This window comes from Shewanella sp. S1-58-MNA-CIBAN-0166 (assembly GCF_040310085.1).
In the GTDB taxonomy this organism is placed as follows: domain Bacteria; phylum Pseudomonadota; class Gammaproteobacteria; order Enterobacterales; family Shewanellaceae; genus Shewanella.
Genome location: NZ_JBEOPN010000003.1, coordinates 208,452 through 231,636, shown reverse-complemented (window position 1 = coordinate 231,636; position 23,185 = coordinate 208,452). Strand labels below are relative to the sequence as shown.

18 protein-coding genes are annotated in these 23,185 nt (G+C 43.0%); 2 read left to right on the top strand and 16 right to left on the bottom strand.

The annotated features are described in order from the left end of the window. Nucleotide 1: 1 nt before the first annotated feature. From murG to mraZ, 10 genes are read right to left on the bottom strand one after another with little or no spacing between them, the layout of a single operon-like run. Nucleotides 2-1,105, bottom strand: a complete 1,104-nt coding sequence (gene murG / locus AAEY99_RS03815) for an undecaprenyldiphospho-muramoylpentapeptide beta-N-acetylglucosaminyltransferase (protein WP_162024088.1) — start codon at nt 1,103-1,105, stop codon at nt 2-4. Continuing rightward, complete coding sequence (ftsW, locus tag AAEY99_RS03810) at nt 1,105-2,319, bottom strand: cell division protein FtsW (RefSeq protein ID WP_162024089.1); 1,215 nt, start codon at nt 2,317-2,319, stop codon at nt 1,105-1,107. The genes murG and ftsW overlap by 1 nt, the downstream gene beginning before the upstream one ends. After that, a complete protein-coding gene (gene murD / locus AAEY99_RS03805) occupies nt 2,309-3,631 on the bottom strand; it encodes a UDP-N-acetylmuramoyl-L-alanine--D-glutamate ligase (RefSeq protein WP_101088504.1) in 1,323 nt (440 codons plus the stop codon). The genes ftsW and murD overlap by 11 nt, the downstream gene beginning before the upstream one ends. A 22-nt stretch (nt 3,632-3,653) precedes the next feature. Next, nucleotides 3,654-4,736 (bottom strand): phospho-N-acetylmuramoyl-pentapeptide-transferase, encoded by a 1,083-nt coding sequence (mraY, locus tag AAEY99_RS03800; protein WP_011639217.1) that lies wholly within the window; start codon nt 4,734-4,736, stop codon nt 3,654-3,656. Next, complete coding sequence (locus AAEY99_RS03795) at nt 4,737-6,125, bottom strand: UDP-N-acetylmuramoyl-tripeptide--D-alanyl-D-alanine ligase (protein WP_351009237.1); 1,389 nt, start codon at nt 6,123-6,125, stop codon at nt 4,737-4,739. It lies immediately after the preceding gene. Then, nucleotides 6,122-7,615, bottom strand: a complete 1,494-nt coding sequence (gene murE / locus AAEY99_RS03790; RefSeq protein ID WP_351009257.1) for a UDP-N-acetylmuramoyl-L-alanyl-D-glutamate--2,6-diaminopimelate ligase — start codon at nt 7,613-7,615, stop codon at nt 6,122-6,124. Before murE ends, AAEY99_RS03795 begins: the two co-directional genes overlap by 4 nt. After that, a complete protein-coding gene (locus tag AAEY99_RS03785) occupies nt 7,599-9,347 on the bottom strand; it encodes a penicillin-binding transpeptidase domain-containing protein (protein WP_101088507.1) in 1,749 nt (582 codons plus the stop codon). Before AAEY99_RS03785 ends, murE begins: the two co-directional genes overlap by 17 nt. 11 nt (nt 9,348-9,358) lie before the next feature. Further along, nucleotides 9,359-9,673, bottom strand: a complete 315-nt coding sequence (gene ftsL / locus AAEY99_RS03780; RefSeq protein ID WP_101088508.1) for a cell division protein FtsL — start codon at nt 9,671-9,673, stop codon at nt 9,359-9,361. A gap of 14 nt (nt 9,674-9,687) precedes the next feature. After that, nucleotides 9,688-10,629 carry a 16S rRNA (cytosine(1402)-N(4))-methyltransferase RsmH gene (rsmH, locus tag AAEY99_RS03775; protein WP_101088509.1) on the bottom strand — a complete coding sequence of 314 codons (942 nt, stop codon included), beginning with the start codon at nt 10,627-10,629 and terminating at the stop codon, nt 9,688-9,690. Nucleotides 10,630-10,654: 25 nt separating this feature from the next. Then, nucleotides 10,655-11,113: a division/cell wall cluster transcriptional repressor MraZ gene (gene mraZ, locus AAEY99_RS03770; protein WP_059746825.1), complete on the bottom strand. Its 459-nt coding sequence runs from the start codon at nt 11,111-11,113 to the stop codon at nt 10,655-10,657. 1,139 nt (nt 11,114-12,252) lie between these two features. On the opposite strand from mraZ, the gene AAEY99_RS03765 reads away from it, so the two are divergent. Then, complete coding sequence (locus AAEY99_RS03765) at nt 12,253-12,573, top strand: hypothetical protein (RefSeq protein ID WP_101088510.1); 321 nt, start codon at nt 12,253-12,255, stop codon at nt 12,571-12,573. A gap of 12 nt (nt 12,574-12,585) precedes the next feature. Here AAEY99_RS03765 and glpK read toward each other — a convergent pair whose 3' ends face one another. The 6 genes from glpK to leuA all read right to left on the bottom strand — a co-directional run bounded on the left by glpK (nt 12,586) and on the right by leuA (nt 20,814). Next, nucleotides 12,586-14,082, bottom strand: coding sequence for a glycerol kinase GlpK (glpK, locus tag AAEY99_RS03760; protein ID WP_101088511.1), 1,497 nt, complete (start codon nt 14,080-14,082; stop codon nt 12,586-12,588). Nucleotides 14,083-14,284: 202 nt separating this feature from the next. Beyond that, nucleotides 14,285-15,637: an outer membrane protein transport protein gene (locus tag AAEY99_RS03755; protein WP_351009234.1), complete on the bottom strand. Its 1,353-nt coding sequence runs from the start codon at nt 15,635-15,637 to the stop codon at nt 14,285-14,287. Nucleotides 15,638-16,117: 480 nt separating this feature from the next. Then, a complete protein-coding gene (leuD, locus tag AAEY99_RS03750) occupies nt 16,118-16,723 on the bottom strand; it encodes a 3-isopropylmalate dehydratase small subunit (protein WP_351009231.1) in 606 nt (201 codons plus the stop codon). Between the two features lie 19 nt (nt 16,724-16,742). Further along, complete coding sequence (gene leuC / locus AAEY99_RS03745) at nt 16,743-18,155, bottom strand: 3-isopropylmalate dehydratase large subunit (protein WP_101088514.1); 1,413 nt, start codon at nt 18,153-18,155, stop codon at nt 16,743-16,745. Further along, entirely contained in the window at nt 18,155-19,249 is a 1,095-nt protein-coding gene (gene leuB / locus AAEY99_RS03740) for a 3-isopropylmalate dehydrogenase (RefSeq protein WP_162024094.1), read from the bottom strand. The genes leuC and leuB overlap by 1 nt, the downstream gene beginning before the upstream one ends. Beyond that, on the bottom strand, nt 19,246-20,814 hold the full coding sequence (leuA, locus tag AAEY99_RS03735; protein WP_162024095.1) for a 2-isopropylmalate synthase: 1,569 nt from the start codon (nt 20,812-20,814) through the stop codon (nt 19,246-19,248). Before leuA ends, leuB begins: the two co-directional genes overlap by 4 nt. Before the next feature lie 521 nt (nt 20,815-21,335). Between leuA and AAEY99_RS03730 the strand changes: the two genes are divergently transcribed. Then, a complete protein-coding gene (locus AAEY99_RS03730; RefSeq protein WP_192116153.1) occupies nt 21,336-23,183 on the top strand; it encodes a hypothetical protein in 1,848 nt (615 codons plus the stop codon). Nucleotides 23,184-23,185 lie beyond the last annotated feature (2 nt).

Below are 23,185 nucleotides of genomic sequence, written 5' to 3'. Positions count from 1 at the left end.
TTCAACCCTTACTCGCAAATGAGGCACAAATATCTGCTACTCGTTGAGTCGCATCTAATACCGCTACGCCTCTTGCCTTATGACCCATTTGGGCTAGTTCTTGTCTATTTTCAGCAAATAACTGCAATTTTTCAGCAAGGTTATCTGCATTTAAAATGGTTTGTGGTAATAAAAATCCTGCGCCAGCATCAACAAGTACTGATGCATTTACAGTTTGATGATCATCCACTGCATGAGGATACGGCACTAAAATACTCGGTAAACCCACGGCTGCCAGTTCGGACACTGTAAGGGCACCGGAGCGGCAAACCACTACATCGGCCCAACGATAAGCGGCTTCCATATCATCAATAAATTCTGCAACATTGACACTGTCTGATTGGCCAAGTTGTTGATAACTCGACTTTACTGTTGTTTGGTTATTTTTGCCCACTTGGTGCCAAACTGTCAGAGAATGATATTTACTCAGATGAGCCACCACAGCAGGCATGACATCATTCAATACTTTGGCACCTAAACTGCCACCTACCACCAATACTCTTAACGCATCGGCTTGCGGTGTTTTAATTTGTGCGCCTAACTCAATCAGCTCTTGGCGGATGGGATTACCCACAACCTCAACATTAGCGACGCTACTGGTAAAGGTATTGGGGAATGCACACAACACTTTTTTGGCAATCTTAGATAACAACTTATTGGTTAATCCTGGAATCGCATTTTGCTCATGCAACACGACAGGAATACCTGACAATTTTCCGGCCACTCCGCCCGGGCCGCTGGCAAAACCGCCCATGCCTAGAATCACATCGGGTTGAAAATCATCAATTACCGCTTTGGCTTGAATAATTGAACGGATAATTTTAAATGGTGCCGCTAACTTACGCATAAGCCCATTACCACGCACACCTTTAATATCGATAAATTCAATATCAAATCCGTGTTGAGGCACTAAACGCGCTTCCATTCGGTCGGCAGTACCTAACCAACGTATTTGCCAACCTTTCTCCGCTAAATACTTCGCCACCGCAAGTGCAGGAAAAACATGGCCACCCGTACCGCCAGCCATAATTAATATCTTAGGAGAACGACTAATATTACTGTTCATTAACTGGTTCTCCCTTGTACGGCTTGCACCAAACTAACTCGACGTTCATGATCTATCCTAACAAGCAACATCACCGCAGCGGTCATAATCCACAAACTACTGCCACCATAGCTAATAAACGGTAGGGTTAACCCTTTGGTTGGTAACATACCAATACTGGCCCCTACGTTAACTACGGTCTGAAAACAAATCCAAATACCGACACCATAGGCGACATAACTTTCAAAAGGGCGCTGCATTTTTAAACATAAATTACCCAATCTAATCGCACGTATAGCAATAAAAAATAATGTGCATAACACCACCATAATACCGGTAAACCCCAGCTCCTCACCGATAACAGCAAAGATAAAATCAGTGTGTGCCTCAGGTAAATAAGCCAGCTTCTGAATACTGTTACCTAAACCCTGACCAAACCAATCGCCTCGGCCATAAGCCATTAAGGACTGCGTCAACTGATAACCACTGCCAAATGGGTCTTCCCACGGATCCATAAACGAGGTCACACGTCGCATACGGTAGGGTTCGAATAGCACCAGTAATACGAAGGTCGCTACGCCAAGTAATATCAACACCATAAAGTCTGTAATGCGCGCGCCAGCCAGAAACAACAAGCTTACCGTACACACAAACAACACCACCACGGTGCCTAGGTCAGGCTGCAACAAAATCAATACTGCAAACAAACCGTAAACCCCAATCGGTTTATAGAAGCCTTTACGGTTTTCGCGTAATTCACCATGACGACGTACTAGGTAACCTGCCATGTAGACAATAAATACAAACTTGGCCATTTCGGCGACTTGGATCCTAATAGGACCGATAGACAACCAACGACGAGCACCGTTAACCGAAGTACCGATAAACAGTACTGCTATCAATAATACCAACACCGCTAGCATCAGCATGCCGCTGTTTTTTTCCCAATAGCTGACTTCAAACTTCAGTACCACGAAAGCAATCACTACGCAGCCAACAAGGTAAAGCACATGGCGATACATAAAATAAAACGGGTCGCCAGTCAGTTTGGTCGCTTCAGGCATTGAAGCAGACATCACCATAACAAAGCCAAAACACATTAAGCCGACAATCGCGACTAGAAAGCTACGGTCGTATAACGGCATACCCGGTGTATGGTCATCTGATAATAACGAGGGCAAAGTCCAATTAAGGCCCCGTTTAAACAAGCTAAGTTGCTGCTCGTTATTCGCCATCGGCTAACGACTCCACACACTGTCTAAAATCATCACCGCGAGCCATAAAGTTCTTATACATATCTAAACTTGCACATGCTGGCGACAATAATACTATGTCACCAGACGATGTTAATTCAGCGGCTTTGGCGACGGCCTCTGCCATCGTTGTCACTTCAATAGTGCCTGGTTTTAATTTGGCAATTTTGCGTCCATCTCGCCCCAAGGTAATAAGCTGGGTAATATTGCTCAACGGTTCTATAAGCGGACTAAAATCACTGCCTTTACCGTCTCCACCGGCGATCAAATACAAATCACCTAAGTGTGAATTAAGTCCCTCTAGCGCGGCAACTGTCGCGCCAACATTGGTCGCTTTAGAGTCATTGATATACGACACACCTTGCTTAACGGCAATCAGTTCGCAACGATGGCTTAAACCAACAAAGGTTTTAGCCACTTCTATCATGGCCTCTTTACCGACACCACAAGCATCGGCTAATGCCATTGCAGCTAGTAAGTTTGCATGGTTATGGCTACCAATTAAGGTCACATCAATTAAATTAATAATTTCACTGTCACCATGGAAAATCTTGCCATCACTTAATCCCCATGCATCGCCTTCTGGCACATCCAAACCAAAATTATTTTGATTCATTGGCTCTAACGGATAAGTTAACTCGTCATCACGGTTGTACATCACAAAGCGACTTTGTGGGTATAAGCGTAATTTTGCTTCGCGGTAAGTATTTAAGTCACTATAGCGATCCATATGATCTTCGCTAACATTGAGACACGTTGCCGCAATACAATTTAATGAATGAGTTGTTTCAAGTTGAAAACTCGATAGTTCAAGTACGTAAAAGTCTGCATTCTGAGGTAATAAATCCAGCGCTGGTGTACCAATATTACCGCCAATCGCCACCGATTTTCCGGCAGCTAACAGCATTTCGTACACTAATGTCGTCACCGTAGATTTACCATTTGATCCAGTGATACCGACAACGCAAGGTTTTTTGTCTGCTATTTCTCGAGCAAATAACTCGACATCACCAATCACTTCAATTCCCATGTCCAATGCTGCACGCACTTCAGGCGTATCGATTGGCACACCAGGGCTGATGATAATTTGGCTAGACTGAACTAAATAACGACAATCAAACCCGCCAGCCAATAATTCAATATCGGCAAACTCTTGTGCCAACGTATCTGCACCCGGCGGATGACGACGACTGTCCATCACTAAAGGTTTAATGCCTTTAGACACTAAAAAACGCACGACCGAGAGCCCTGTTGCCCCTAAGCCTAAAACAATGTGCGTATATTGAGTTTGCATAATACTGACCTTGATTAATTACTTAGCGTAATTTTAGAGTCGCGAGACCCAGTAACACTAAAAACAACGAGATAATCCAAAAACGCACGATTACACGCGGCTCTGGCCACCCTTTTAACTCATAGTGATGATGAATAGGTGCCATACGGAAAATTCGTTGACCACGTAACTTATACGAACCCACCTGCAATATCACCGATACCGTTTCCATAACAAACACGCCACCCATGATCACTAATAAAATCTCTTGGCGAACCAAAATAGCAATCACACCTAATGCAGCACCCAACGCTAATGAGCCTACATCGCCCATAAACACTTGTGCTGGGTAGGTGTTGAACCATAAAAAACCTAAACCTGCACCGACCATAGCCGTACACACAATCACCAATTCACCGGCTAACGGTAAATGAGGTAGGTGCAAATAACTGGCAAATTGTGCATGACCAGATAAGTAAGCGATTAATGCAAACGCAGCCGCAACCATTACGGTTGGCATAATCGCCAAACCATCTAAGCCGTCGGTTAAGTTCACTGCGTTACTGGCACCCACGATGGTGAAGTAAGCTAATAAAATAAACATAAAGCCCAGTTGCGGCATAATATCTTTAAAAAACGGCACAACTAATTGTGTTTCGCCAACCATGGTTGATGAGCTATACAAATACACTGCAACCACTAAAGCGGCAATTGACTGCAGCGCGTATTTCCAACGTGCAATTAGGCCTTTAGAATCTTTCTTAACCACTTTACGGTAATCATCAATAAAACCAATGACACCAAAACTGGCTAGTACAAATAAAGTGACTAATACATAACGATTAGATAAGTCGCCCCACAGCAGCACACTGATAAAAATGCCCGCAAGGATAAGAATTCCGCCCATTGTCGGTGTTCCACGCTTACTGAAATGCGATTCTGGACCGTCATCACGAACGACTTGACCAATTTGCAGCGTTTGCAGGTGCTTAATTAAAATCGGCCCCCACCACAAACTAAACACCAATGCAGTTAACAAGCCTAAAATAGCCCGGAACGTTACATATGAAAAAACGTTAAACCCGCTATAAAATTGGGTTAAATACTCGGCTAGATAAACCAGCATCTACACTAACTCCCCACGCCCAAAGGCATCTAATAAACTGTCCACAACTCGCTCCATAGCGGCGCTGCGGGAACCTTTAACTAAAACGGTGATATTACCTTTGGTACTTATTAACTGTTTTTGCAATGCCACGATTAATGGCTCTTGAGCACAAAAGTGTTCACTGCCAAATGCTTCACTGGTATTTGCCGACAACTGGCCGCAACAAAATAGCGACTCTATGGCTGCATTTTTAACCTGTAATCCAATGCTGGCATGCAAAGGGGCAGCATTGTCGCCTAATTCGCCTAAATCTCCCAGTACTAAACAACGATATCCATCACGTTGTTGCAACCAATTAATCGCCGCACTTACTGACGTTGGATTAGCGTTATAGCTATCATCAATTAATAACACTCGACCAAGCTCATGGGGCTGCATACGACCCTTTACCGGTTTAAGCAAAGCAAAGCCTTGTGCGATGTCGTAAAGCGATATATCTAAAGCAATACACATAGATGCTGCAGCCAGAGCATTACTCACTTGATGCAGACCCGCCAATGGCAATTGCACCACTTCTTGCTGTCCATCAAAGGTTAATGTAAACCGATAACAACCATTGGCATCTGCCACTATGTCTGTTGCAATCACATCGGCATCGACATTCATTTCACGGCTAAAACACAGGTGTTTGTGCCCTTGCGACTGTTGCAGCATAAAGTCTGCAAACTTGTCGTCAGCATTAATAATCGCCGTGCCATCTGGAGCAAGATGATTAAAAATTTCAGATTTAGCCTGAGCAACACCTTCCAGCGAACCAAATCCTTCAAGATGAGCATTGCCGACATTATTCACTAACGCGACTTGAGGCAGCACTAACGACGAGGTGTAATTGATCTCACCACGATGATTTGCGCCAAGTTCAAATACCCCATATTCATCACCTTTACTTAACCGTAGCAAAGTTAACGGCACACCAATTTCGTTGTTAAAATTGCCGGCGGTAAATAACACTTGGTGATGTTGAGATAAAATAGTGGCCAGCATTTCTTTAACGCTGGTTTTGCCGTTTGACCCCGTTAACGCGACGCAAATAGGCGCCACGGTTTGGCGCACAAACGCTCCCATCTTGCCCATAGCCTTTTGGGTATCGGCCACTACAATTTGCGCAATATCGGCGGCAAAAGGATGGTCGACTAATAGATGATCGACCAACAGTGCTACTGCACCATTTTTAATCGCAGTATCAACAAAGTCATGGCCATCAAAACGCTCGCCTTTTAACGCGATAAATAAACATTGAGCTGGAATGTTGCGACTGTCAGTACTGACACTCGTAATCACTCCGTCTTGGCCGTGTAGGGTGCCATTAAGATGCTGGGCTAATACCGACATAGTGACACTAATCATGATGCCTCCTGAGACAACTTGAATGCTAAGGCGCGTTCATCATAATCAATACGTTGTCCTGCCACTTCTTGATAGGTTTCATGCCCCTTGCCAGCAAGCAGTACAATATCGTCAACGTGTGCCAATGCAACAACATGGGTAATGGCTTCAATACGGTCTACTTGAGTAAGCACGTTTTGAGGCTGACTAATACCCTGTAAAATATCGTCAATAATGGTTTGTGGATCTTCACTACGGGCATTGTCACTTGTGATCATCACTTTATCTGCATATTGCTCAGCGGCTTGTGCCATCAAAGGACGTTTGCCTTTGTCACGATCGCCACCGCAGCCGAATACACACCACAGAGTTCCTTTGCAGTGCAATCTTAATGCTTTTAACGCTTGCTCAATTGCATCTGGAGTATGGGCATAGTCAACAACCAAAGTCGCGCTGTTAGTAGATGAAAAACGCTCCATACGACCCGCAACAGGAACCAACAACGGCAGCACCGCCAAAATAGATGCCATTGGCTTGCCCTGTAAATACAGCACAGTTATTGCTGCCACTAGGTTAGACAAGTTAAATGCACCTAATAGCGGCGAGTTAAGCTGCACACTTACAGGAAGCCCACTATTAATCTCGACAAAATGCAATGTCGCGGTGACACCTGCATCATGATATTCAATGGCATCACAGTAAAAGTCGGCAGCAGAATTACCTTGAATGCTGAATGACTTATTCTTTTCATTCGCAAGTTGGGTCAACCATTTCTCGCCCACGGCATCATCAATATTAATCACACCATGTTTTACACTAGGAAATTGAAATAAGCGTTTTTTAGCCGCAGCGTAAGAATCCATATCACCGTGATAATCTAGATGATCACGGCTTAAATTAGTAAACACTGCTATCTCAAATGGTGCCGCTTCTACTCGTCCTTGTACTAAACCATGGCTAGACACTTCCATAGCACACAGTTCAGCGCCTTTAGCAGCAAACTCACTAAGCTGGCGCATAATCGTTATGGCATCAGCAGTCGTATTGCCGCTATCCACAAGTTGGCCCCACAAACCATTACCTAATGTGCCCATCACAGCGGCTTGATGGCCAAGTAAATGGACAATTTGAGCGATAATTTGGCTTACAGAAGTTTTGCCATTGGTACCGGTGATTCCAATCAAAGATAACGATTGGTTATTGGATAAGTAAAACTGCGCAGCAACGGCCGACAATTGGCGGCCTAGTTGGCAAAAAAACACTAATGGCACAGTATATTGAAGACGATCGACGATGCCATGTTCATCTGGATTATCGGTATGGATCAGTATCGCTGTTGCTCCAGCGTTAATCGCTTGAGGAATGAATACTCGACCATCGACTTTATGACCAGGTAACGCCACAAATAAACCGCCACGTTCTACGTCACGGCTGTCTAGTGTTAACCCATTAATGGATTCGCGGCCAGAGTAATGGAACCACGGCGCTAATAAATCATTTAATAACATTATTCTGCGCTCCTCGCGCAGTGGCCAAATGAACAGCCTCCTGCTCTGAAATTGGTTCTACATTAAGCATTTGCAAAGCACCTGACATAATTTTAGCAAAAGCAGGGCCGGCAACATCGCCACCGTAATATTTGTCGCCTTTGGGTTCATTAATCACAACTGAAATAGCCAAGCGTGGTTTATGAACCGGAGCTACACCAGCAAATAAAGCGACATAATCATCGCCATACCCCCCAGCAACGGCTTTACGGCTTGTACCTGATTTACCTGCAACGGGGTAACCATCAATATGTGCTTTGGTTCCTGTGCCTCCCGTTTCAGTCACCCCAACGAGCATTTCCATTACGTCATAGGCGACTTTATTTGAAATAACTTGCTCGCCTTTAGGTGGCTGTCTCAGTTTTAAAATCGATACTGGATAAAGTATTCCACCACTGCCTAGCGTGGCGTACATACGTGCAATTTGTAATGGTGTCGCGGTAAAGCCATAACCAAAAGACAGGGTGGCGCGTTCAAAGTCAGACCAACGATGGCGATTATGAATTAATCCGGCACTTTCACCGGTTAAATTAATCCCCGAATAATTACCTAATCCCATGGATTGGTATGTACCGAGTAATTGTTCAACAGGCATAGACAAGGACAGCTTACTAATGCCCACGTTACTCGATTTAACCAAAATTTTGGCTAACGTCATGTCACCATAGTTATTCGAATCGCGAACTTGACGTCCACCAATCCGCATCCACCCTGGTGATGTCGAGATCAATTCATTTACTTTCACTGTGCCAGAATCTAGAGCCGCTGCAACAACAAAAGGTTTAATAGTAGACCCGGGTTCGAATGTGTCAGTTAAGGCACGATTACGCATACGGTGAGGCTGTAAATTATCTCGGGCATTGGGATTATATGAAGGCGTATTTACCATCGCTAGCACTTCGCCAGTGGTCACATCGATGACCACCACAGACCCTGAAGTCGCTTGGTATACTTCTGTCGCACGTTTCAATTCACGATATGCCAACTGCTGAATACGTTGATCGATACTGAGCACTAAATCGTTAGAGCTTTCGCCTTCTTGCACGATATCTAAACGTTCAACCACACTGCCATCGCGGGCTTTACGTACTTTTTGCTTAGAGGGTGTTCCTGTTAACCAAGTATTATAAGTATTTTCGATGCCTTCAATGCCCACATCATCGATATTAGTGATACCAATTAACTGTGCAGCCGTTTCACCAGCAGGATAGTAACGACGGGATTCTGATTTAAGGTAAATACCACCAATTTTAAGCTGCTCAATATAGTCAGCAACAGCAGAGGTCACTTGACGTTTAAGATATACAAAGCGCTTTTTAGGATTGTTTTTGACTTTTCTTACCAATACATCGACAGGTTCCTGCAGAACATCAGCAAGGGCTTGCCAACGTCGCATGTCTTTAAATGCATCTTGATCATGAGCATGTTTAGGATCAGCCCACACAGCCCGCACAGGAACACTAACCGCGAGCATATCGCCATTGCGATCGGTGATTAAGCCTCGCTGAACTTGATTGCTGGTTGTGCGTAATGTGCGCATATCACTTTCGTGACGCAGTTTATCTGGCTCAATAATTTGAATATAGGCCGCACGTGCAACTAGACTGCAAAATAATAACAAAACGAACCCCACCACAACGTATAAACGCCATGGAATAAGTTCGTGACCTAATTTTTGCTTTGCTTGTCTAGCCATATTCCCTATGCTCACTGGACTCGAATGATAACTTCCTCCTTAGGAAGCGGCCGAGACATATTTAATTCTTTGGTTGCCATCCGAGTCACACGACTGTGCTCTGATTGCGATTGTTCTTCTAATAATAGGTTTCGCCATTCAATATCTAAGCGATCTTGCTCTTGTAGAAGTTGATCCCATTGAGTAATCAACTTACGTGTTACATGGCTGGTATAAACGACGGCTACGCCATTCATCACAACCAAAATACTCAACAGCAATACCCACTTGTGGTGCCAAATGTCATGTAACACAATCCGAGGCAAATTTAATGGTGATTGGCTCACATTACCCTCAGTGGTTAATAATCCAGACGTTCGGCAACTCGTAATACTGAGCTACGCGCACGTGGATTTTGCTCTAATTCTGCATCAGAAGGCTTTAGTGCCTTACTAACCGCCTTTAATTTGCGCGATTTATTAAGCTCTGCTTCCATGATAGGCAATCCATATGGCACGCTTTCAGCTTGGCTATGGCGGCGAATGAAACGCTTAACCATACGGTCTTCTAACGAATGAAAACTGATCACCGATAGACGTCCTTGAGGTGCTAATACCGCTAATGCGCCTTCAAGTGCTTGATCGATTTGTTCTAATTCACTGTTAATATAAATACGAATAGCCTGGAACACCCGTGTTGCAGGATGCTTATTACGCTCTTTGTTTTTAGTGATGCGCGCGATTAAATCGGCTAAATCTTTGGTACGCAAAAAAGGTGTTTTTTCGCGATCGGCAGCGATACAACGTGCAATGTGACGCGAATTTTTTTCTTCACCGTAGGTTTTAAATACCCATGCCATGTCTTCAATTTCAGCACGCGCTATCCACTGCGCCGCAGTTTGCCCTTGGCTATTGTCCATGCGCATATCGAGTGGACCATCACGTAAAAAACTAAAGCCACGCTCTGCATCGTCTAGCTGTGGTGATGACACGCCAAGATCAAGCAATACGCCGTTGATCTTACCGGTTAATCCAAGCTCCTCTACATACTCGGCTAATTGGCCAAAGCCACCGTGTACGATTTGAAAACGTGGATCATCTGCAAACTGTTTTGCAGCTTCAATGGCTTGCGGATCACGATCAATTGCAATTAAACGACCATTTTCGCCTAAATGGCTTAATACATGACGCGAATGCCCACCTCGGCCAAACGTGCCATCAATGTAGATGCCATCACTTTGGATATTGAGACCATCAACGGTCTCATTCAATAATACTGATAAATGGGCAAACTCTTGGCTCATTGGGTTCTTCTAACCTTTTTGGTCATTACAGTGAAAAGTGTGCCAGACGTTCATTGCTGGCTAAATCTTGGCTTTGAATGAGCGCATTGCCATCATCCATTTGTTGCTGCCAAGCACTCTCTTCCCATAATTCAAATTTATTCAGTAAGCCCACCAGCATGGTTTTCTTTTCTAAACTGGCGAAACTTCGCAATGCCGGCGGAATCACAATACGTCCGTGGCTGTCTAGTTCACAATCTTGTGCGTGACCTAGTAATTTTCGTTTAAAGGAACGCTCAAGTGGATCGGTATCAGAAAGCAATCTTAGCTTTGCTTCAATCTGCTCCCATTCATGTAACGGATAAATCAACAAACAAGCAGCGTCAATATCAACGGTCATAATCACAGTACCGGCATGCTCCACACGTAACGCATCACGGTATCTCGCTGGAATAGCGATCCGCCCTTTAGCATCCATGTTGATTGCACTGGCACCACGAAACACGTTATTTAGCCCTTAATGTTGTCATTTGATCCACAATGATCCACTTCTTCCCACAAATGCTAAGTTTAGGGACTCTATGCAAGTGTTGTCAAGCAATGGACAGATATATTAAATCCAGACCCCAAGCGGGTTAGCAGCAAATTAATATCAAGCGGGATGAATGACAGAGCTGTCATAGGAAAACAGCTAAAAATCAGGGTAAATGAGTTAAACCAGAGACATAACGGTCACTTTATCGGCTAAAATAGACTCGCGATCTTTTTAATTAATGTTATTTAATCGTTCGAATGCTCCATCTTTACCTCGTAATATTGCTCAACAGCTCAATTTTAAGCACATTAAAAATCAACAAATAGTCGACTGAGTCGATTTTCTACGTTTAAAAAAGCTCTTTATTTTATGCTTATGCCTGTCGAGCATCTTCAATATCAGTATTATTGAGGCGAAAACACCTCTCTATTCACCTTCTGTATCGTATTGCTCAGGTAAATTGCCTATCTAAATAACACTGCTAAATAACACTGCTAAAACAACTTTTGATCATTAGATTACTGCTAAACATCAACTGCTAAACATCGATTACTAAGCATCAATGCCTAAGTATTAACGACCAAAAATCGATTGCAGAACATCACGATGTATAACATTAACCCTGCATGTTGAGGGCAAGCATTTTATCAATTCATCTCGCAATCACAGTTAATTATTCTTAATGCCTTAATGGGATGTACTGTGATGATGACTCAACAATAAACAGTTAAAAGCAGTGTTATCACTTAAGGAATTACGCTACAGCGATATCGATCTGCTCAACGCTGTGTCCTGTTAACTTCGTTGCATTAATAGGCAATAGATAAGCTATTGACGCGGAAATATGCCTTTAGAGGTCGTAAATGGGAAAACATCGCGACGTTAACGTTATTCTATTGCCCTTGGTACATCATTGAATAACTGATAAAAATAATGAAATGAGCATAATTGATAACACCCATACCAACAGGGAGCCAGTCAACCAAGAGTATGAAAGAGGTAATTAAACGATCCAAAATCTAAATAAGATTAAATTTTAATCAAATTAAGCCGATAAACAGTTATGATGATAAACATCCAACTTCATTTCACCATCACAGGAGAGCAACATGAGTATCGACAGCATTTATGCCATGCTAGCTAGACCTGTACAGGCAGTGAGTGAGCGTAAGAGGATTGTTGAACAAGTCAAACATACCAGTGCGATAAGTGCAGACAGCCACGAGGCACCTCAGTCACAATTACCCCCCAGCATTACTCATAAAATGCCGATTCAACGGCAGGAAGCGCCACGTCAAGAAAGACGCGCCAAACCTAGAACGGTTAATGAGAAAAAAAATCTAGGTAGTCGAATGAGGCGAATGAAAACGGATAAGCGATTCTCCACTCGGGGAGAAACCGCTAGTCAGCTTATTGATATTGAAGTGTAATATTTACTTCGTTTACCCAACGTCACCATTAGGGCTCACTTGAGATACAGCTTTCTGCCAGCCCTTATATAAGGTTGCACGAGTCTCTATATCCATTGTTGAGGTAAACTCCCGCTCGGTAGACAGCATGGTTTTTAATTCATCGGTCGACTTCCATACACCAACAGCCAAGCCAGCGAGGAATGCAGCTCCCATCGCAGTGGTTTCTGTTACTTGCGGACGAATAACCGTTACCCCAGTAATGTCGGCTTGAAATTGCATTAAAAAGTCATTCGCTACCGCACCACCATCCACTCGAATTTGTGTTAGCGGTACATTAGAGTCTTTGCTCATAGCATCAAGCACATCACGAGACTGGTATGCAATTGCTTCTAATGCTGCGCGAATAATATGATTCCGATTGGCTCCCCGGGTTAAACCAATAATGGCACCTCGGGCATCGGCATCCCAATAAGGAGCACCTAAACCCACAAATGCAGGCACCAAGTAAACGCCATTAGTGTCGTCTACTTTGTCGGCAAAATATTGGGTGTCACAAGCATCGGCAATAAGACCTAACTCATCACGCAACCACTGAATGACCGCGCCGCCCATAAATACCGAGCCTTCTAGGGCATAATTCACCTTTGTATCAGCGCCAATAGCAATGGTCGTTAATAACCCATGGGTAGACTCTACCGCTTTGTCACCCGTGTTCATTAACAAAAAACACCCTGTGCCATAAGTATTTTTAGCCATCCCAGGCTCAATGCACAATTGGCCAAATAACGCCGATTGTTGATCGCCAGCCATACCCGCCACAGGAACATGATTGCCAGCCAATTCGGTATAGCCGTATATTGCGCAAGACGGTTTCACGTCAGGTAACATTGCCCGAGGGATGTTAAACAGATCAAGCAACTCTTGGTCCCACTGCTGGTCATGAATGTTAAATAACATGGTCCGAGATGCATTAGTCGGTTCGGTCACATGGACTTCACCTTGTGTGAGTTTCCACACCAACCAGGTGTCAACAGTGCCAAACAATAAATCACCGGCTTCGGCTTGTTCACGAGCGCCTTCAACGTTGTTTAAAATCCACTCAACTTTTGACGCCGAAAAATATGGATCTAATACCAGCCCAGTTTTCTGGCGCACCATATCTTCAGCACCTTGTGCTTTATGATGTTGGCATATTGCCTGGCTGCGGCGACATTGCCATACAATTGCATTACATACCGGCTTACCTGTGTGCTTGTTCCAGACAATCGTGGTTTCGCGTTGATTAGTAATCCCTATCGCGGCAACATCATGACGGCTAATGCCCGCGCGAGTTAGCACTTCAACCAAAACTGAACTTTGTGAAGACCATATCTCCATCGGATCATGCTCTACCCACCCCGCTTGCGGATAATGTTGAGTAAATTCACGATGTGCCACGGCGACAATATTCGCTTGATGATCAAACACAATGGCACGAGAACTTGTAGTGCCTTGATCTAACGCGACAATGTATTTTTTTGCAACCATATGATTTCCTATATCATTTTGTCATTATTATTTTTATATGATTTATCTGCTTAATAAGCCAATGTGACATCGTACATCGACATATAAAATTAATGCAAGTAATTGTCACCCGTTCACAGAAAACCTCATCATTTTACTGTAGATCAGAAATAAAAAGGCCTCGCAACTGCGAGGCCTTAAATATCAACACTAGCAGAGCTTATTACATCTTATAGCTTAACTGCACACCTGTTAACCATACATCACCGGTGGCTTCACCAGTGAAGCTAATCGCTGCAAGATCCTGTAGGCCCTGAGTCTCTGTAATGGGTGCGTCACCATAAGTGCGAATGTAAGTCACACCCACATCAACATTCAAATTTTTAGAGACTTGATAACCGGTACCCACACTGAACCATAAACGGTCAGAATCTGGAATGGTCGTGGTGCGATGCTGATCATCAACCGCAGTTGTATCTAATGCCATACCTGCACGTAATGTCCACTGGTCATTAAGGGTATAGGTGGTACCAAGCGCATAACGCCAGTTATCTTTAAAGTTCTCTTCTTTTACTACGTCTGACTCTAAGCCACCTACTGGCTTAACATCACCAGGGAAATACGCCACTAGTTGCTCAAACACACTCCATTCGGTCCAATTAACACTGGCATGCATTGCCCAGTTTTCGGTTAACTGGTGATAAGAAGCAAGTTCTGCAAATGCAGGTAACTCAATAGGTAAGTAGCCTTCGATTTCAATATTTTGACCACCGTTATAAGCCACACCAGACACATGACCGTCTAATTTAAGATCGACACTACTGTGATAAGCCAAACCGATACGGTTAGCTGAGTTAATTTGCCAGCTCGCGCCCGCTTTCCACCCATAACCAACATCATCACCTTCCATTGACTTTAAATTTGTACCACCTGAAGGTAAGCGTGCATTGATGCTTGCAGGTAAATTAGGATTAGCTTTAATCGCATCAATCCAACCTGGAGCGGTTGCACTAACTTCACCTTCACCGTACACAACACGTAAGCCAGCACCTACAGTGAATGAGTCATCAACACGGAAAGCAACATTGGGATTAAACTCGACAGTGGTAATTGAGGTTTTACTGCCAAAAATAGCCGCTGCATCCGCTACCGGAATATCTGTTGCTAAACCATAATTTGAATTAACCGCTAGACCCCAAGTCCATTGATCATTCAACTGGTTTGAATAATAAAAGTTTGGCACAAATGCATTATCAGCAACATCATATGCGTCAGCACCAATCACTAATGGCTCTGAGCCTAATAACGGTGAAGAAATGCCGACATCACCAACCACATCAACATTTGGCATAACATAAATGCCACCCGCTGATACTTGGCGGCCTTCTAGATAAGCTAGCATGGCTGGATTACGCGCTTGAGTTGACGCATTGTCTGCAATAGCCGCTTCACCAGCAAATGCACGGCCTAAACCTGTCGCTGAATATTCTGCAAGTTGAAAACCTGCCGCGTTCACTTGAGTTGTTGCCCCAAATACAATGGCGCTAATCGCCAGTGTTAACACTGTTTTTTTCATTATGATTCTCTGTGTCTTAGTTTCAAACTGCATAAATCGACTTTTATAGAGCAAAAACTCGATTTAAATGAAGCCGCCAGTGTACTGATCCAAAAAAGCTTTGCAACTGCGTAAAGAGACGGAACAAGAAGTGAGTGATTGAATTTAAAATTGTGATCATGATCAAACTTTTAATTTTCTGCTATAAAAAAGAAACTAAAAGCGGTATAGCTGTAAACCGATTTAACATCACATAAGGAAAAGTTATTTTTTATCATTTAAAAACATTAGGTTAAATAGCTTTACATAGCACACTAGTGAGCTTAAATAATTAACGATATTCATCTAAAATAAGTCCACCCAGTACTTATATTACAAAATAGTGACATAAAAACGTTTACAATTAAAAACAAAAAAACCTCTTGATGACATCATCAAGAGGTTTTTAATTTATAGTTCATGCTATTTAAACGGTACTCTCAAACATTCCGAAATAGCCGATTATGCGAACCAGGCAGGTATGTGAGTTTCATAATCACTGATTTGTTGTTCAAATGACAACGTCAAACCAATCGCATCAAGACCATTCAATAACTTATGTCGAGCAGACTCCACTATAGTGAAATCAAACACGCTTCCTGAAGGTGACGTAACTGTGAGAGCTTGTAAATCAACGGTAATTTTTGCTCCCTCATTGGCTGCCACTTCATCCATTAATTGTTGTACTTGTGCCGATGTTAATTTAACGGGTAACAGACCGTTATTAATCGAATTACCGTAAAAAATATCGGCAAACGTCGGCGCGATGATCACTCTAAAGCCAAAATCAGCTAGTGCCCATGGCGCATGCTCGCGCGACGATCCACAACCAAAGTTTTCTTGTGCTAATAAAATAGAAGCGCCTTTAAAACGTGGCTGATTAAGTACAAAGTCAGGATTGGGTTTATCGCCAGCATCATCCAAGTAACGCCAATCATGAAATAAGTGCACACCAAAACCGTCACGGGTGACTTTAGACAAAAATTGCTTAGGAATAATCTGATCGGTATCGACATTAGCGCTATCAATGGCTACCGCTAAACCGGTATGGGCAGTAAATGCTTGCATGTTTATCTCCTCTCTCGGTTTAGTAAGGTTTGCGAATATCAACAAAGTGACCAGCTACTGCTGCAGCGGCTGCCATAGCAGGGCTCACCAAATGAGTACGACTACCACGGCCTTGGCGGCCTTCAAAGTTACGGTTACTGGTTGATGCACAACGATCGCCAGCTTCTAAACGGTCATCATTCATCGCTAAACACATCGAGCAACCTGGTAAACGCCATTCAAAACCAGCTTCAATAAAGATTTTATCTAAACCTTCTGCCTCTGCCTGTAACTTCACTTGGCCAGAACCAGGTACCACAATCGCCACAACACCCTCTGCAACTTTACGGTTTTTAGCGTGCACAGCAGCGGATCGTAAATCTTCAATACGCGAGTTAGTACAAGAACCAATAAACACTTTATTAATGCTAATGTCAGTCATCTTAGTGCCAGGCGTCAGGCCGATATACTCTAATGCTTTAATCATACTGGTGCGATTGGTGCTGTTGGTTTCAGTTTCTGGATTAGGTACTACACCATCAATCGCAACGACTTGACCAGGGTTAGTGCCCCAGGTTAACTGCGGCGCAATATCGTTGGCATCTAATACCACTTCGACATCAAACACAGCATCTGCGTCAGATTTAAGCTCAGACCATGCTGCAACAGCTTGTTCCCACATTGCATCTTTAGGCGCAAATTCACGACCTTTAAGATAGTTAAATGTGGTTTCATCAGGCGCAACCATGCCAGCTTTAGCGCCCATTTCAATGGCCATATTACATAAGGTCATGCGGCCTTCCATGGTTAATGCTTCAATGGCTTCACCACAAAACTCAACCACGAAACCTGTACCACCATCCATGCCAAGCTTACCGATAATAGCTAACACGATATCTTTAGCCGTCACGCCATCGGTTACTTTGCCACGCACTTCAACTTTCATATTCTTGGCTTTTAACTGACGTAGTGTCTGGGTTGCTAACACATGCTCAACTTCTGATGTGCCAATACCAAATGCTAACGCGCCAAATGCGCCATGGGTCGCGGTGTGAGAATCACCACACACAATCACAGTACCGGGTAAGGTAATCCCCAGCTCTGGCCCCATTACATGAACAATGCCTTGATTAGGATGATGAATGTCATACAAGCGCACGCCAAACTCTTTACAATTCTGTGCCAGTGTTTCAACTTGAGTACGCGCCATTGGGCTTAACGCATCTAAACTGGCGCTGCGCGTTGAGGTATTGTGGTCCATTGTGGCAAAGGTTTTTTGTGGCGCGCGGAGTTTACGCCCAGCCACTTTTAAACCGCTAAATGCTTGTGGTGATGTGACTTCATGGACTAAATGACGATCAACATACACAACTGGCGCTTCACCTTCTGGGCTGGCAACAATATGTGAGTCCCACACTTTTTCATATAAGGTTTTACCTGTCACTTGGGCCATTACACACCTTCCTTTATTGCCTGGGTGATAAAGTCACCCATTTGCGCTGTCGACTTAGCTTCGCTGCGTTTGTCTGCAGCCAATAATTCACCGGTTAGATAACCACTTGCCAATGCTTTTGTCACTGCACGTTCAATAGCGCTTGCCGCCTCTTCTTGCTTTAGGCTGTGACGTAACATTAATGCAGCAGATAAAATTTGTGCTACCGGATTAGCAATACCTTGGCCAGCAATATCTGGCGCACTGCCACCGGCAGGTTCAAATAAGCCAAAACCAGAGCTATTCATGCTTGCCGAAGACAATAACCCCATAGAGCCAGTTAACATGGCAATTTCGTCTGATAAAATATCACCAAACAAGTTAGAACATAACATCACATCAAACTCATCAGGACGACGTAATAGCTGCATAGTCGCGTTATCAATATAGATGTGTTCTAAAGTGACATCCGGAAAGTCTTTAGCAACTTCCTCTACCACTTGGCGCCATAATACTGAACAGGCTAATACGTTGGCCTTGTCTACCGAAGTCACCTTATTTTTACGTCCACGCGCGGCTTCAAAAGCAATACGAGCAATACGACTAATTTCGCGACGGCTATAACGCATGGTATCAAAGGCTTCTTCATCATCTCCTTCACCTTGGCGCCCTTTCGGCTTACCAAAGTAAATACCACCAGTTAATTCACGGACACACAACACGTCAAAACCACGGGCTGATATATCACTACGAAGCGGTGACATATGCTCTAAGCCGTCATGTAATTTGGCTGGGCGTAAATTACAAAATAGCTCAAAGTGTCCGCGCAATGGCAATAATGCGCCGCGTTCAGGTTGATCGTTTGGTGGCAAATTTTCCCACTTAGGGCCACCGACACTGCCGAATAAAATCGCATCCGCGGCTTCGCAGCCTTTTAAAGTCGCGTCAGGTAAAGGACAGCCATGGTTATCAATGGCAATACCGCCGACATCAAATTCGGTGTATTGAATATCCAGCCCAAAACGTGTCTCAACAGCACTGAGCACTTTACGCGCTTCAGCCATCACTTCAGGACCAATACCATCACCCGACAAAACTGCTATTTGATAACTCATACGCCGCCTAACTCCCTTTCTTTATGGATCTGTTGTTTAAAGTCAGCCACTTTATCTGCGCGGTACACTAAGTTCATCACATGTACTAACGCTTGAGCTGATGCTTCGACGACGTCTGTGGCTAAGCCAACGCCGTGGAACATTTGTTCATTATATTTTGCGGTAATATCAACTTGCCCAAGCGCATTTTGACCTTCGCCTTTCGCGCTTAACTTGTAATTAGTGATATTAATTTTACGCTCTGTTGCGCGTGCAATGGCATTATAAGCTGCATCAACAGGACCATTGCCCGTAGCAGCCTCAGTAATATCGTTGCCATCAACCGCAATACGTACCGTGGCAGTGGCGACACCTTCAGTCGAATCAGAATGCACCATCATGTGCTGAAGCTGGTACTTATCGTCATCTTGCGCTTGCGACTCCATGAATACCAATGCTTCTAAATCATAATCGAACACTTGGCCTTTTTTATCTGCTAAGGTCAAAAACTGCTCGTAAAGACTGTCCATGTCATAGTCAGTTTGTTGGTAACCCATTTCTTCCATGCGATGTTTAATCACATGGCGACCAGAGCGTGAAGTCATGTTCAAATTATTACGGTTTAAGCCAATACTTTCTGGTGTCATGATCTCGTAAGTATTTTTGGCTTTAAGCATACCGTCTTGATGAATGCCCGATGAATGAGAGAATGCATTGGTTCCCACAATCGCTTTATTGGCTTGGATCGGCATATTACATAATTGACTCACTAGCGATGAGGTGCGGTGAATTTCTTTGGCATTAATACCACAGTCTAAATCTAACAAATCTTTGCGAGTTGCAAGAATCATGGCGATTTCTTCTAACGAACAGTTACCGGCACGTTCACCAATACCATTAATAGTACATTCAACTTGGCGGGCGCCCATTTCAACTGCAGCAATTGAATTGGCCACCGACAAGCCTAAATCATCATGACAATGAACCGAGATAACGGCTTGATCGATATTAGGAACCCGATTAAATAAGGTTTGGATAATGCCACCAAACTCGCTTGGCACTGTATAACCTACGGTATCAGGAATATTAATGGTACGAGCACCGGCTTTAATCGCCGCCTCAACCATACGACATAAATTATCGATTGGTGTGCGACCAGCATCTTCACATGAAAACTCAACGTCATCTGTAAATCGTCTGGCGTATTTAACCGCATTAACGGCCATCTCTAATACATCATCAAAAGAGCGCTTCAATTTACTTTCAACATGAATGGTCGAAGTAGAGATAAAGGTATGAATTCGAAATTGATCGGCAACCGACAAAGCCTGGGCTGCAGCATCGATGTCTTTTTCAAGTGCACGAGATAGCGCACACACACGGCTGTTTTTAATGGTTTTAGCAATGGTCTGCACCGATTTAAAATCGCCCGGAGAAGAAACAGGAAAACCCACTTCCATTACATCTACACCTAAACGCTCTAGAGCCAACGCAATTTGTAGCTTTTCTTTAACGGTTAAACTGGCTGCTAATGCTTGCTCACCATCACGTAAGGTAGTATCAAAGATTATGACTCTATTGGACATCGAATTTCTCCATCGACCATCATGTTTATTTGAATTAGCTGCGAGGTACACAACGGCTTCATTTCAAAAGGGCTAAAAAAAAACCCCGCGACAATTAGCGCGGGGTTTGTGTATGTTTAATGAATTATTTTACATGTAACACAAAGGACTCCGCGCAGGATGTGCGTGAGAGGAGAAGGAGTCCGAGTAAAGCTGATTGTGTATTCATGACGTTAGTATTCACTTTTAATAACTAATTATGCTAAATGATTGACGTACAAAATATGTCTATGCCTAATATGTAACGCGACCAGCCTTCTGTGTCAACCCTAATTTGGTCAACGTGAAAAAGATGATAGCGTACTAGTGCTTCATTACAGTTAACCAGCGACATTATCAGCCAATATTGATTCGCTTTCAATTAATGAACTTACCTCTCAAAGTGCAAATAAACATCAATCTAAGTTGCTGCATCGATTATATTTTTATGTATCTGGATATAAATAATCGTATACTGCTATCACCCCATGTTAAGTAGATATATGACGATGATGTTGTCGAAAAAGAGTATTGAATATAACTTTAGTCGCATTTTTGCTTTAATCTTTGGCCTCACACTATATTTAGCGACTACGGCAGTTTTGGCTCAACCATCGCAACGTTTATTACTCTCAGCCGATATCATTGCCGAAACTCAACAACTGAGCGCTCGAGAACAACTCGATGTGATCAGCAATATTAATACTCAAAGATCTGCAAACGCCAAAATACTCATTGATTCACTCGAGCAACAACACGCTAAACAACCACTAACCGATATAAATGCTCTGCGCTTAACACTACTTCATTGCTTTAATTTGCTGGAATTTGGTGAGTTTAATCAGGCAATCACCTTGGCAAAACAAGGGGAAATGAAGGCCAGACAGTTTAAATACGATACCGCTCGCCCTTACTTTATACAGTGCCAAGCCGATGCACACCAAAGCCTTGGCAACACGCTACAAGAACAACAACTCACCGAAGAAGCGTTACGATTAGCCAAGCGTTATTCTGAAAAACAAGCGATTGTAAACAGCCTTTATGCCAGAAGTAGACAAAATACTAGCCTAGAAAATTATAATTCGGCCATTGAAGACTTGCGTTTTGCCTTAGATATTTATGATGAAGCACAAAACCAATTTCAGCATTGGTACTTGTTGCCGCTTTCATTTATACAATCAGAAATATCTAATGTATTTTTCTCTATGGGTGATTATGTAGAGGCACTGCATTTTTCCGAAGCAGCTTATAAAGATATTTCTTTTTTTGGAAAAATAAAATCTACAGTAACTCTCAATTTAGCGCTTATAAACATAGCGCTAAATGATAAAGCCAAAGTACTATATTTTTTAAATAAAGCAGAAAGTGTCAGTGCAAATATAGACTCTGAAAGAGATTTGGCAAACCAATATGCTTTGCTTGCGATAATTCATTTGTATGTTGGTGATTACACCATCGCCGAAAAACTCGCATTATCAAGCATAGAACTATTCACTAAATACCAAGAGCCTATTTACGTCATGCGCATCAAGCGTACATTAGCCAAAGTGTATTTTGCACAACATAAAGACAACCAAGCCTTGTCACTGCTAAATGAAATTATTGAGCAAGCCACTGAACTTGAGCAATTTTCGGATTTAGAGGAGTTTAACCAGATAATCAGTCAATATTACGCTGAACAAAATCAATTTGAATCGGCTTATCAATTTCAGGTGCAGCGTTTTGGTGCCGCTAAACAAGCTGCGGCCAAGTTAAACAATGCCCACTTTATGCAGTATAAAGCCAGAATAACAGCACAAAGTGAAGCCAGTACACCACCAGAGAAACCTGTCAGCAACATCAATCAAAATTTAACCATTACCGCCTTGATGATTTTGTTACTGTCTGTTGGATTAGTCCTATTTTTGGCCCGTAAACCACAGCGACTCAATAATGTGAATGCTCAAGAAGAAAGCCAGCAGCACCGTATAGACAATATGTTAGATAATGCCAAACAAGGGCACTATCAATTAAGTATGCTACTGATTAATATCAGTAATAACAATATTGAGGATATACCCTTTATTATTCCGCGGCTCAAAAATACACTTAGAGAGCAAGACCAATTGTTTCGGCATAATACTAATGAACTCATTATTATCTTGCCACACGCATCGTCAGTGGGGGCGGCAAGAGTCATAACCCAAATAGAGCAAGTACTTGGTGAATGGAAATCCGAGCTCAAAGTAAATATTGGTATGGCGAGTTTACAACAACTTGATACTTTTGAAGTACTCGTTAAAAAAGCAGTATTAAATCAATTAAATAAAATAAAATCTCAAGAGAAAAACAGTTCTAATGATGAAAACTAAAT